The sequence below is a fragment of the Anabaena lutea FACHB-196 genome, from assembly GCF_014698305.1.
Lineage (GTDB): Bacteria > Cyanobacteriota > Cyanobacteriia > Cyanobacteriales > Nostocaceae > Anabaena > Anabaena lutea.
The window spans coordinates 16,812-29,228 of sequence record NZ_JACJST010000014.1; the positions used below are offsets into that span (position 1 = coordinate 16,812).

The window sequence follows — 12,417 nt, forward strand, 5'->3', positions numbered from 1 at the left end:
ACTGCTTTTTCAGTTATCAATATATAGTCTTCATGCTATTTAATTTTTTTAAAAGTCCTAAATCTCCTATAGCTAAAATGCAACTAACTCCTAGTTGGTGTGTAGCTTATGGAAAATTAGATAATTTAACCAAAGATGTAATTTGGCAAGATCAGCAATTTGCGGTTATTTCTGCACCAGCACAATTTGCACTGAGTCATACAAAAAGATTTGTAGTAGTTGGGGATATTTGGCTAAGTAACCGAGGGGAACTCCTGCAAAAATTGGGAATTGATATTAATGATAATTGCAGTAATCAAGAACTGGTTGCACAACTGTGGGAAAAATACAATTTTGAATGCTTAACTCTATTAGTGGGAATGTTTGGGTTAGTAATTTGGGATTGTGAGCAACAGGTATTATGGTTAGTGCGCGATCGCATTGGTAGCCGCACTTTATATTATACTACCACTGGTGAAACTCGTTGGATAGCCCCCAAATTAAGAACTCTTACACCTTATCGTACCAATAATTTAGATTTAGTCGCATTGCGAGATTATCTTTGTTGTGCTTTTGTGCCTGGAGAAAGAACACTTTGGCAAGATGTGCGGGAAATTCGTCCCGGTACATTCATGAAAATGCCAACAGCACAAGTTGATCATTATTGGCAACTACAAGAACAGATTATAGACACAAATCAACCGTTAGAATGGTATGGTGAAAAACTGCGTTCTTTACTTGAGCAAGTTGTCAAAGAATATTTACCTGAAAATCAACCCGTTGGTGTTTTCTTATCTGGTGGTTTAGATTCTAGCAGCATCACCGCATTAGCAGCAAAATTTCATCATCCACCAGTTCACACTTATTCAATTCATTTTGGCACAGAAACCGCGAACGAATTAGAATTTTCTAATTTAGTTGCTCAACATTGCCAAACTCAACATCGCATATTAGAAATCACATTTCGAGATATGTGGGAACGTCTCCCCGAAACAATGGCTTATTTAGATGATCCTATTGGTGATCCTTTAACAGTACCAAATTTGCTAATAGGAAAAATGGCAAGGGAGAACGTACAGTTTACACTAAATGGAGAAGGTGGAGATCCTTGCTTTGGTGGCCCCAAAAATCAACCGATGTTAATAAATAGTTTATATGGTTCTGTTAATAATCAAGATTCATTACAAGCATTTTTAATTTCTTTCCAAAAATGCGCTTTAGACTTACCGCAACTTTTAAAACCAGAAATTTGGCAAACTTTAAAAAACGAACCATCTGTATTTGCTGCTGATTTAAATTCCCACGCTAATTATTTAAATAGATTAATGGCATTGAATATTAAATTTAAAGGTGCAGATCAGATATTAACAAAAGTGAACAACTTAACACAAGCAGCAAATTTGCAGGGTTTATCACCGCTTTTTGATCAGCGTGTAGTTGAATTAAGTATGCAAATTCCCCCCGAATATAAACTTTCAGGAGTAGAAGAAAAAGCAGTTTTAAAAAATGCAGTTAGTGATATTTTACCCTGGGCAATTATTCATCGTCCTAAAAGTGGAATGATGGTTCCCGTACAATTGGGATTTAGGAAATATTGGCAACGGGAAGCGAGGAGATTGTTGTTAAATAGAAAAAATGAAATTTCACCTTATATTAATCAGGATATTTTGCATGATTGGTTAAATTTTAAAGGTGATATTTGGGGAAGATATGGTGTTAAACTATGGTTATTAGTAAGTTTAGAAATTTGGTTACAGGTAAATAAAACCGTATTAAAGAAGTAGTCAAATGCTAAAAGAACTTCATTTAAAATCAGTGGGACCATCTTCTCAATTTGATGTTGAATTTGCTGATAGAGTCAACATTTTTACTGGAGATAATGGATTAGGTAAAAGCTTTTTACTGGATGTTGCTTGGTGGGTACTTACCGGAAATTGGGTAGAACAACCCGCTTATCCGCAAAGAAATACAGAACAACCTCCAGAAATTATCTCCCAAATTAATACTCAAGATGGTGCAAAAGACTATCAAAGTAGCTTTAATTTTTCTGAACAAAAATGGTTAAATGAGCATTTACCTCCTGAACTAAACGAGGTAGTTATTTTTGTTCGCGTTGATGGAAGTTTTTCTGTTTTTGACCCTCTTCGTAACCGTGATAATGCCTATATTTTTACCACAGATACACTTTGGAACGGATTGAAACTAAAAAGAAAATCTCTTTGTAACGGTCTAATTCAAGATTGGGTAACATGGCAAAATCAACCCCAAAAAACGCCATTTAAACTTTTATCTAATGTCATTAAACAACTTGCACCCCATCCTGATGAATGGATAGAAATAGGAGAACCAACGCGAGTATCTGTAGATGATGTCCGTGACATTCCCACAATTAATCTTCCTTACGGTAATATTCCTATTACTCAAGCATCAGCGGGAATGAAGCGTATTTTGGGACTTGCTTATTTATTGGTATGGACTTGGTACGAACACGAAAAAGCTTCAGAACTCCGAAAGCAAGAACCGATGAATCAAATAGTTTTATTAGTTGATGAAATTGAGTCTCACTTGCATCCTCGCTGGCAAAGAGTCATCTTACCATCTATTTTATCAGTGGTAAATCAGTTAAAACCAAATATCACGATACAAGCTTTAGTTACTACTCATTCTCCCCTTGTTTTGGCTTCATTAGAACCACTTTTTGATGAAGAGAAAGACAAATTATTTTTATTTGAAATGCAAGGAAAAGACGTTGAACTAAATGAAGTTTTCTGGACTAAACAAGGAGATACTGTAGGATGGTTAACTTCAGAAATATTTGGACTAAAACAAGCGCGTTCTCAAGAATCAGAAACCGCAATTGAAGCAGCAGAAGCGTGGATGCGTAATGATGAGATGAATGCTTTTCCCGAACATTTGAGAACACAGTCACAAATTCATCAGGAATTGCAAAGACTTTTACCAGGACATGATCCATTTTGGCCACGTTGGATAGTCACAGCAGAAAGAATCAATTCAGGTTTATAAGAATCATATTCAAGATGTTAAAGTTTAATCCACCACCAGAACCGCAAGATTTTGATGTAAAAGCACGACAACCAGGTAATAATTGGTTAGCAAAAAGTATAGATCCCAAAAAAAGACCAAGAGATTATTGGTCAAATTTCAAAAGTGATTTAGCTGATGGTTTTAGTAATCTTTGTGCTTATAGTGCCATGTATGAACCTGTAGGCACTGTAGACCATTTCCTGTGTTGTGAAAATCATCGTCATTTAGCTTATGAATGGAGTAATTATCGTTTTGCTTCTGGTTGGATTAATAGTAGTAAAGGTACTCTTGATGACCAATTACTTGATCCATTTGAAGTTGAAGATGATTGGTTTGAAATTTTGTTACCTTCCTTGCAATTAGTAATAACTAATACAGTCCCACCAGAAGAACGTCAAAAGGCTGAATTTACTTTACAAAGATTGCATCTACGGGATGATGAACGAGTCCTTCGTCAGCGTCAAGAATGGTATAAGTTGTATATTGATGATGATCTTACCCTAACAGGATTAGAAAAGAAAGCTCCTCTCATTGCTCGTGCAATTAAAAAACAACAAGCACATTCTCAGTTAGAATAATTATCAGTAAAACTTACTTTAAATTATCCAAAACTTTCCACCATATAAATATCATTCCCAGAATCACCAATTAAAATCATACTACTATCATTACCTTCCAAATTAGAACTGCCAGAAATACCACTTTGTAGAACTTTAATTAATCTTTGAGGTGTGAAAGATTCCAATTCCACAAAATTACCAGCATCTAACCAAACTAATTCTTCAGCAGATAAACTCTGCCGAATTTCTTGACTTAATTTTTTAGCTTCTGTTGTTATGGAGGGTGTATTTTGAATAAACATTCCTCGCTTAGTTGCGATAATTTGACGCGGTAATAATCCCACATCAATAATGGTCACATTACTGTCAAGAAACCAACTATCACTACTGCGAAGACGATGGACTAAACTAATACCTCTGGGAGTACAATCATGTAGTGCATACACCTTTAAATCAGGGTTACGACGCAGCATTTCCATTGTTGTATTGAAAATACTTTGGGGATAACCAGTAATACTGAGAATTGCACAGTTATTTTCAAAGTGGAAATTATTAGCAATTAATAATTGAGCAATAGTAGAATTATCACAAACCACTAATCTATCAAAACTGTAAGCAGTGACATCAGGATTGATTGTAGCTGGTGCAATTTCTTGTCGTGGTGAAGGGAGGATTTTGGGAAGTGAACCATTAATTTGTTGCCATCTTTCTAACCAACCTTCTAAATATGATTGAGAAATTAAAAATTCCTGTGCTAATGAATCAACTTTTCCTAATTGTCGAGTTCCTAAGAATATTGAAGACATTCCCAGAATTACGACAATAATAAATAGAATGTAGGAATTAAATACAAACAGACTTGCCAATATTCCGACAACTAAAATTAAGACTCCTAGTCTTTGTAAAGATTTAGCACTTGCCTTACGACTAGCATTATTTAGTTTAGCAGAATTCGTGTTATTAAACAAATAAATAACTACGCAAATTTGATAAATTATATTTGCAGTTAAAAAAGAATTAGAACTCATTATTCCGCTTAAAATACCACCAACAAAGCCTGTTACCCAAACATTAAAGAAAATATAAAACCCAGCAAATCCTAATGATTTAAATGATTTATTTCTGAGACGACTATCTAAAAAGTAAAGCAGTTGTTTGGGTGTAAAAAATAAAGTGTTATTAGCAGAAATATCAGCTAATATTTTCGCAAACATAGGATCTGTAATTTTCACATTTCCCATATTTGTAGGTTCAAAAACAAAAGGATGATTACATTTTTGACATCTTCCTTGATTTGCTGTTCTGTCTTTTAAATTATTATCAGTTCCGCAGTTAATACATTTCATAGTTTTTAGTTAAATTAGAGAATTTGATTGTTAAGTAAAACGCTGTAATCTTCCCGTTTTCTAATTAAACGATGAGTATTATTTTCTAGTAACACTTCCGCAGGTTTGGGACGATGTAAAAAATGTGAAGACATCGCATAACCATAAGCACCTACATCTAAAATTGCGATAATATCGCCAATTTCTAAAGCTGGAAGTTGACAATTTTTACCTAAATAATCTCGTGAGTAAGTTGTATTTCCACAAATATCTGTTATGTACTTTTCAGAAATTGGATTTTTCCAAGTTACGATTTCTCGATAACCACCATGTACAGAAAGAACAGAAATATTAGCTACAGTAGAATCAACACCAACAACTTGTTTTTTACCTTGCCATTTTACAGAAACAACCTTAGCTAACATGATTGCACAACCTGCTATAGCCGAACGTCCTGGCTCAATTACCAAATTAATTTTGCTGTCTAAATGGCTAATTCTGATGCTTAACTCATTACCAAATATTTTCCAGTCAAAAGCTATATTATTATGATTGTATGGATAACCAAAACCACCACCAAAATCTAAATATTGCCAATCTGGTAAATTTCTTGCAGTTGCTAAAACCGAATCAATAACATCAGTAAAAGCAGAAGTTGCATTAGTTCCCGTACCTCGATAAAAATGTAACCCTGTAAGTTTTAATCCCGCAGCATTAGTAATAAAAATAGCCTCATCAAAATCTGCCAAAGTCACACCAATTCGACTATCTTCCGAAACATTCAACCTTAAACCAAGACGTAACTCCTCTTCCTCTCTGTGTCTCTGCGACTCTGCGTGAGATAAAAAAACCTCACAACACAAACGCAACTGAGAAATACTATCCAAATTGAGAGTAGTCACACCCCAATCTAAAACCTGAGACATTTCTTCCCGACTTAAATTACTGCCACTATAAACAATATCACCAGGAAGAAAACCTGCATTTAAACCCAAATAAATATCCCCTGGAGTATTAGCATGAAGTCCCCAACCAGCAGCTTGAAAAATTTTTAATAAGGCAATATTGCCATTTGTCACACTAGCGAAATGAAACTTAGTGCGGGGATAACTGAAAGATTTAGTAATATGTGCAATAGTTTGGCGTAAAATATCCCCATCATAAACATACAAAGGAGAACCGTAAATTTGCAATAACTCCTGTGCAAGTTTGAGTTCTAAATTTAGTATTGCTTGTACTTTTTCCATAACCAACTAGGTAAGATAAATGGATGATTCCAAGACTTTGTCACTAATTTTGCACCGAAAACGTGATAACGCCAAAGTTGCCACATTATCAGTAACCACAGACTTTCACCCACGCGTCTTCCTTGAATTGCTCCTCCCAATTCGCCTGTAACAATTTGTAAGGCAATATCAGGAAAAAAGCATTTCTCAGAACTCAGTATACCTGGATTTAACCAATTACCGATATCATGCCAATAATCATTTAAACACCAAGAGGTTAAGGGAACACCCATACCGCGCTTTTGTCGCCAAACAATTTCCGCTGGTAGCCAATTTTCTACTGCACGTTTGAGGATATATTTCTCACAAGCACCGTGTAGACAGAGTTCTCCAGATAGCTGAAAAGTCCATGCTGCTAAAAGTAAATCACAAAAAGGCGATCGCACACCCAACCCATGAGCAAAACCCAACGCAGTCGCACGGGGATGGATATTCTGCGCTCCTTTTAACATCAAACTAGCACGACGGAGACGATGTAACAACGAAGGACAAAAACTAGCATCAAGAGCATCTAACAGCCATTCCTGAGCATTTAAACCCCGTATCTGTGCATATATTTCCGGTTGATAAACCCTTGCTTCATAACCCCAAAGACGGTGAAAAGTGCGGAGATATTGCTGAATAAAAGTTTCTTCTCCGTTGGGATTTTCAGCTTGATAAATACCAGCAGCAATTAAAGGTTTATTAGTCCAACCTGCAAATAATTGATCACCACCTTCACCATTAAAAATCACCTGAGTTTCTTGAGAAGCAACTTGATTAAGGAGATATAAAGGAACAGTTACCCCGTCACCAAAAGGTAAATCTAAAGCTTTGACAGTAGGAATCAGCGCATTTTTAACTTTATTTGGACTTGCATCAACTTTCACCAGAGGAATATTGAGAAATTCCGCCACTTTTTCCGCATAGGGATATTCAGGAATTCCCACATTACCAAAATCCAAAGTGTAAGCGCGAACCTTCACACCAGCTTCTACCAACAAAGCCGCAACAATTGAAGAATCTAAACCACCAGAAAGAAAGACTCCTACAGGTTCATCTTTCAAATCAGCAATTTGTTTTTGAATAGACTTTTTTAGTAAAACTTGTAATTGAGAAACTGCAATATTTTCATCTTTAATTTGTTCTGGAGATTCACCCCATTGATAAATTCCGCGAAATTGAGAAGAACCAATATCTTCCCAAACAATCTCAGTTCCCGCAGGTACAGAAAATACTTTATGAACAGAAGTCAGAGGATTAGGAACATAAGAAAAACAACTATAACCATATAAACCAGGAATACTAACTTCCGGTTTTTCAAGAACTTCTAAAAGTAATTGTAATTGAGAAGCAAACCAAATTACCCCTCCTTGCTGACTCCAAAATAAAGAAACCCTTCCAAAAACTTCCCTACCCAAAATCAACTTATTTGATTCTAATCTCACCCAAACATCAGAACAAGCAGAAAATCCACCCGCAGAAATAGCCGCAATCCTATCTTCAGGTAAAGATGGTACAGACTCACAACCAACAAAAACAACATCCCAAACAAACTTTTCCCCCTCACCTCCTCTCTTTGCGCCTCTGCGCCTCTGCGTGAGAAACTCTTGTTTATCCTTACCCCAATAACCAACAAAATGACAAGGAAACATAACTATTGAACCACAAAAGTTTCATCGCTAATTTTCCGACCATCGAGAAACATTTCGACTTTCCAATTTCCCGCCGTTGCAGTAGAATTAATGGTATAACGACAAAAAGTATCCCAAACAGAAGTTTTAACTTCGCGGGTTTGATAATTATTTTGCTTAACAACTTGACCACTGGGGTCAATCCAATTACAAGAAAGATTAAGTTTTTTACCTATGGGTGCATCTTTCAAAGTGACACGATAAAAAAGTTCTGAATTAGATTGACGGGAGACATTTTTCAAATTTCCATTATTTGATTCTAAAGTAATGCGGTCTTGCTGTGCCGAAACATTAGCCAGTAACGAAGCTTGTTGTTGATTAAAAAATATTGTTAATGCTATCCCTAAAATAACAGCCCCAGCCACACCAAAACCAATCAATTTATTTCGGCGTTGTTGCACTTCCAAAGCTTGACGACGACCTAACTGAATTAAGGCTTCATCTAATAACTCAGGTGCTAAATTCAATTCTTTTAAAATGTCCTTAACCTGCTGTTGATCAAGTTCTGCTTCTTGACGTAATTGCAGTCCTTGGACTTCAGCGATTATTTGGTTCAATTGCTCTTGAGTCAGTCGCTGGTTCATAGGTTTGGGTAACTTTTGGTAAAAACCTTTCTTTGCTTTCTTTCTATATCTTAGAATTAATCGACTACTATAAGAATCTCCAATCCTATGGATAGCAAAACACTCGCTCAATACCTAGAAGCTACAGATGGCATCTCCAAACCTTGGCTATTGGTACAACTACGCCTGAAAAAACTAGAAGAAAGGCGCGATACCATCTCCTCAACAGCCTACGCCGAAGAACTCGCAGATATTCACCAAGATTTGATGAATTTGGGCGAATGGTGGCGTGGAATTGAAGATCAAGTTTTTTAATGCAGATAGCGCCTAAATTGTGTGATGATAATAGCCTATGTTTGTAGCGGATTGATAACGGTGTAACTAGGCATGGATTATAGGGATGCAGGCGTTGATGTTGAAGCGGGTAGAGCCTTTGTAGACCAAATTCGCAATTTGGTTCACAGCACCTTTAGGCCGGAAGTTCTAGGTGGACTAGGTGGCTTTGGTGGCTGCTTTCAACTACCCACAGGTTACAAAGAACCGGTTTTGGTTTCTGGGACAGATGGTGTAGGTACAAAGCTGAAAATAGCCCAAATTCTCAACCGCCATGACACCGTTGGTATTGATTTGGTGGGGATGTGTGTTAACGATGTGTTGACATCTGGCGCAGAACCGTTGTTTTTTCTAGATTATGTGGCTACAGGTAAGCTAGATAAAGACCAGTTAACTCAAGTTGTGGCAGGAATAGCTACTGGTTGTAAGTTAGCTGGTTCTGCTTTATTGGGGGGAGAAACGGCGGAAATGCCAGGTTTTTACCAAGTTGGTGAATATGACTTGGCTGGTTTTTGTGTGGGAATTGTGGAAAAAAGCCTCATGTTGAATGGTTCCCAGGTACAAGTTGGGGATGTGGCTGTAGGTTTAGCTAGTGCTGGTGTTCACAGTAATGGTTTAAGTTTGGTGAGAAAGATTGTCGGTGACGGTGGTTTTTCCTGGAATGACACTCCACCATTATTAAATGGAGTATCTATCGGCGAAACTTTCCTTACACCTACCCGCATTTATGTTAAACCTGTTTTGGCGGCGTTGAAAGCAGGGTTAGAAATTCATGGAATGGCGCATATCACTGGTGGAGGTTTACCAGAGAATTTACCTAGAAGTTTAGGAAAAGATCAGTCAATTAAAATTAACCCCAATAGTTGGAGTATTCCCCCCGTGTTTGAGTGGTTAGCTGAGGCTGGGTCTGTCGGTGCTGAAGCTATGTATAATACTTTCAATATGGGCATTGGATTTGTAGTGCTAGTTCCACCCCATCAAGCAGAAGAAGTTATTACCCATTTTCAGTCCCAAGATATTCCCGCTTATGCGATTGGTGAAGTCGTGACAGGTGCAGGTAAATTAGAGGGTTTATGAAGATGGGGTGATGGGGTGATGGGGTGATGGGGTGATGGGGTGATGAGGAGATGGGGAGATGGGGAGATCTCACAAGGGTAGGTATTTTACATTGTCGTGAGGGCTAGACTTGGTGGACAAGGAAGGACAGTGGACAAGGGAGGAAAACCGTATAAAATCATATTCTCTTGGTAACAAGAACAGTCCGTCAAAAGACCATTGTGCGTATAAAATCTTCCTTGTCTACCTTCCCTCCTTGTCTTCCAAGTCCTGCCTTCACAGATAATATTAAAAACCTACCCTTGTGAGGATGGGGAGATGGGGAGATGGGGAGACGCGGGGACAGACACGGGGAAAATTAAGAATTACCTGTTCCCTGCACCCTGCACCCTGCACCCTGCACCCTGCACCCTGCCCCCTGCAAGAAAGCCTATTTATTCCCTATGGTCTTCAGCAAACCATAAATACCAGTATTTATGGAAACTTAGGCAAAAATTTAGACTCTCTTTATAGAAGTAATCAAAAATACTCATGACCATCAGCGTTTAGATTTGCTAACGTAGTCGTAACAAAACTAAAAAAATCATTGAAGTAGCGTAGAGACTAACAGACAAAACTAGTGGGCTGTATTAGCGATTTCTAGTTTCTAAGTCTAGTGTGTGAGCGTATTAAAAATTACGTATTTTCTGTTCAGAGAGGGTTATGGTTATAGATTTTGCCCGGACTACGGCTTCTACAGAACTTTTAAAACAAGTATTCCAGAGCATTGATGCCCAAAGTTGTCCAAGTTTATACAACTTTCATATGCACACAGTCCACTCAGATGGAAGGTTGCAGCCGATTGGATTAATGGAACAAGCGATCGCAATTGGTTTGAAAGGAATGGCGATCACAGATCATCATACAATTGGTGGCTATCAAGCCGCACAGGCTTGGTTAGAAGATTGGAAGTGGAATCATCCAGATATACAAACTCCTTATCTATGGAGTGGTGTAGAAATTAATGCCAATCTCTTGGATATAGAAGTTCACATTTTGGCTTATGGTTTTGAGCCAGAACACTCTAGTCTAAAACCGTATTTGCAAAGCAAAGGGACTACAGGCCAAGACTATGAAATAGCCAATGTCATTACCGCTATTCATGACGCTGGAGGAATAGCGGTACTAGCTCACCCAGCACGTTACAAGCGATCGCACTTTGACTTGATTCCCGCAGCAGCAGAACACGGTATTGATGGTGTTGAAGCTTTCTATGCTTACAAAAATCCCAATCCCTGGAAACCCTGCGCGGTGGAATCAGAACAAGTCCAAAACTTAGCTCATGAATTCGGTTTATTTAACACCTGTGGGACAGATACCCACGGTTTAAATCTACTCCAACGGTTGTAAGGCGCAAGTCGCTTACGCTCCAATTATTAATTAAAAATTATTAATTAAAAATTATTATTCTTTTTAATTTTTAACTTTTAATTTTTAATTAAATTTTGGGGTTTTAAGTCCTCCGCTTCTACAAGCGACAAGTATGTTAGGCGAAGTCTAAATTTCCATCACAAAACTTACAGCGGATTTTCTCTGAGTGAGGTACACCCATAGCGGGCAAGATGCCCGCACCACAAGAGTTTTATTATTTATATTTGTACCTCAGTTACCTGTAATTACGAATTACGAATTACGTTGGCGGTAGCCTGCCGGAGGCATTATTACGAATTACGAATTATTTTAACGCTGTTGAAATTCAACTTGTTTTTCTAAAATTTTGACATCATAGTTGCCAAAAAAATCGTGTCCAAGTAGCCCAATTCTCGCTTTGGGAGCTATGGCTACCGTAGCATTATTAACTACAGCACCACTAACGGCAATTGTGGGGATATTACCAGTTTGGAATTCTACCACGCTACCATCTGCGATCGTGGCGTTTATCTTTCCCGAAGGTTGGACTTTCAGGGCTGTGGCCATTCCTTGAGTAATGAGAATACCACTGGCACCAGTATCAACAATCATCTCAAAAACTTGATTACCATTAAAACTAACATCTATAATGGGAGTCTTGCCGCTACGACGCTTAATGGGGACTCGGAACACTCTTGGACTGGGTTGATTTAGTTGATTTACACCGCATAGTTGCCCCAAACTAACGGTTTTACCTGATGATGTCACCATAAAACAAGCACCAGGATCATTAGCTTTTGCTACGTAGGGTACTGTTAAAAACATCATCCCAAATATAGATGCAATTCCTATCCTCTCAACTGCTTTCATTGTTTATGGTTACTGTAAATTGCTCGAAAATCCTCTAAATCTAGAATAATCGAAAATCTTGACTATACCTACAACAAAGATTTTTCGAGTCACTGAAATTACTAGAGGATATCTGAAAGCTCCAAAAAGCCACCGTCTTGACAAGAAGTTGTGCAAATAATCACTACTCTCAGCGGCTTTCTTTCTAGCAGTTAAATGTTGAGTTGATCAGAAATTAAAGGATTTATAGCTGTAGCCTACAGAAATATCAAAAGGTTAGGTGTATACGTAGCTTGTGTTACCCTTGTCTAAGCAAGCTACAGATTCTTATTTAGACCCCGGCTGTATCCTTACGTAAG

The 12,417-nt window shown here is 37.7% G+C and carries 12 protein-coding genes; 7 read left to right on the forward strand and 5 right to left on the reverse strand.

Annotation, left to right across the window (positions count from 1 at the left end):
• Positions 1–32 precede the first annotated feature (32 nt).
• From H6G59_RS15670 to H6G59_RS15680, 3 genes are read left to right on the forward strand one after another with little or no spacing between them, the layout of a single operon-like run.
• Positions 33–1,763, forward strand: a complete 1,731-nt coding sequence (locus tag H6G59_RS15670; RefSeq protein ID WP_190715957.1) for an asparagine synthetase B family protein — start codon at positions 33–35, stop codon at positions 1,761–1,763.
• Positions 1,764–1,767: 4 nt separating this feature from the next.
• A complete protein-coding gene (locus tag H6G59_RS15675; RefSeq protein ID WP_190715958.1) occupies positions 1,768–3,003 on the forward strand; it encodes an AAA family ATPase in 1,236 nt (411 codons plus the stop codon).
• A 14-nt stretch (positions 3,004–3,017) separates the two neighbouring features.
• Positions 3,018–3,602 carry a hypothetical protein gene (locus H6G59_RS15680; RefSeq protein ID WP_190715960.1) on the forward strand — a complete coding sequence of 195 codons (585 nt, stop codon included), beginning with the start codon at positions 3,018–3,020 and terminating at the stop codon, positions 3,600–3,602.
• A 23-nt stretch (positions 3,603–3,625) separates the two neighbouring features.
• Here H6G59_RS15680 and H6G59_RS15685 read toward each other — a convergent pair whose 3' ends face one another.
• From H6G59_RS15685 to H6G59_RS15700, 4 genes are read right to left on the reverse strand one after another with little or no spacing between them, the layout of a single operon-like run.
• A complete protein-coding gene (locus H6G59_RS15685) occupies positions 3,626–4,930 on the reverse strand; it encodes a toprim domain-containing protein (protein WP_190715962.1) in 1,305 nt (434 codons plus the stop codon).
• A gap of 14 nt (positions 4,931–4,944) precedes the next feature.
• A complete protein-coding gene (locus tag H6G59_RS15690; protein ID WP_190715964.1) occupies positions 4,945–6,156 on the reverse strand; it encodes a diaminopimelate decarboxylase family protein in 1,212 nt (403 codons plus the stop codon).
• Positions 6,132–7,829 (reverse strand): asparagine synthetase B family protein, encoded by a 1,698-nt coding sequence (locus H6G59_RS15695; RefSeq protein WP_190715966.1) that lies wholly within the window; start codon positions 7,827–7,829, stop codon positions 6,132–6,134. The genes H6G59_RS15690 and H6G59_RS15695 overlap by 25 nt, the downstream gene beginning before the upstream one ends.
• A 2-nt stretch (positions 7,830–7,831) precedes the next feature.
• On the reverse strand, positions 7,832–8,452 hold the full coding sequence (locus H6G59_RS15700; protein WP_190715968.1) for a DUF3859 domain-containing protein: 621 nt from the start codon (positions 8,450–8,452) through the stop codon (positions 7,832–7,834).
• Between the two features lie 87 nt (positions 8,453–8,539).
• Between H6G59_RS15700 and H6G59_RS15705 the strand changes: the two genes are divergently transcribed.
• From H6G59_RS15705 to H6G59_RS15720, 4 genes are all read left to right on the forward strand, one after another.
• On the forward strand, positions 8,540–8,746 hold the full coding sequence (locus tag H6G59_RS15705) for a hypothetical protein (RefSeq protein WP_190715970.1): 207 nt from the start codon (positions 8,540–8,542) through the stop codon (positions 8,744–8,746).
• 72 nt (positions 8,747–8,818) lie between these two features.
• Positions 8,819–9,841, forward strand: a complete 1,023-nt coding sequence (purM, locus tag H6G59_RS15710; protein ID WP_190715972.1) for a phosphoribosylformylglycinamidine cyclo-ligase — start codon at positions 8,819–8,821, stop codon at positions 9,839–9,841.
• A 289-nt stretch (positions 9,842–10,130) separates the two neighbouring features.
• A complete protein-coding gene (locus H6G59_RS15715; RefSeq protein WP_190715974.1) occupies positions 10,131–10,355 on the forward strand; it encodes a hypothetical protein in 225 nt (74 codons plus the stop codon).
• A 167-nt stretch (positions 10,356–10,522) separates the two neighbouring features.
• Positions 10,523–11,209, forward strand: coding sequence for a PHP domain-containing protein (locus H6G59_RS15720; RefSeq protein ID WP_190715976.1), 687 nt, complete (start codon positions 10,523–10,525; stop codon positions 11,207–11,209).
• A 330-nt stretch (positions 11,210–11,539) separates the two neighbouring features.
• Here the strand turns inward: H6G59_RS15720 and H6G59_RS15725 are convergent, their stop codons facing one another.
• The gene (locus H6G59_RS15725; RefSeq protein ID WP_190715979.1) at positions 11,540–12,079 is read right to left on the reverse strand and encodes a retropepsin-like aspartic protease family protein; all 540 of its coding nucleotides are present in this window, start codon (positions 12,077–12,079) and stop codon (positions 11,540–11,542) included.
• Positions 12,080–12,417: the final 338 nt, after the last annotated feature.

Bases quoted from the DNA above. Each gene is read 5' to 3' on its own strand.
- H6G59_RS15670 (WP_190715957.1), top strand. From the start codon at position 33: ATGCTATTTAATTTTTTTAAAAGTCCTAAATCTCCTATAGCTAAAATG.
- H6G59_RS15675 (WP_190715958.1), top strand. From the start codon at position 1,768: ATGCTAAAAGAACTTCATTTAAAATCAGTGGGACCATCTTCTCAATTT.
- H6G59_RS15680 (WP_190715960.1), top strand. From the start codon at position 3,018: ATGTTAAAGTTTAATCCACCACCAGAACCGCAAGATTTTGATGTAAAA.
- H6G59_RS15685 (WP_190715962.1), bottom strand. From the start codon at position 4,930: ATGAAATGTATTAACTGCGGAACTGATAATAATTTAAAAGACAGAACA.
- H6G59_RS15690 (WP_190715964.1), bottom strand. From the start codon at position 6,156: ATGGAAAAAGTACAAGCAATACTAAATTTAGAACTCAAACTTGCACAG.
- H6G59_RS15695 (WP_190715966.1), bottom strand. From the start codon at position 7,829: ATGTTTCCTTGTCATTTTGTTGGTTATTGGGGTAAGGATAAACAAGAG.
- H6G59_RS15700 (WP_190715968.1), bottom strand. From the start codon at position 8,452: ATGAACCAGCGACTGACTCAAGAGCAATTGAACCAAATAATCGCTGAA.
- H6G59_RS15705 (WP_190715970.1), top strand. From the start codon at position 8,540: ATGGATAGCAAAACACTCGCTCAATACCTAGAAGCTACAGATGGCATC.
- purM (WP_190715972.1), top strand. From the start codon at position 8,819: ATGGATTATAGGGATGCAGGCGTTGATGTTGAAGCGGGTAGAGCCTTT.
- H6G59_RS15715 (WP_190715974.1), top strand. From the start codon at position 10,131: ATGGGGAGATGGGGAGATGGGGAGACGCGGGGACAGACACGGGGAAAA.
- H6G59_RS15720 (WP_190715976.1), top strand. From the start codon at position 10,523: ATGGTTATAGATTTTGCCCGGACTACGGCTTCTACAGAACTTTTAAAA.
- H6G59_RS15725 (WP_190715979.1), bottom strand. From the start codon at position 12,079: ATGAAAGCAGTTGAGAGGATAGGAATTGCATCTATATTTGGGATGATG.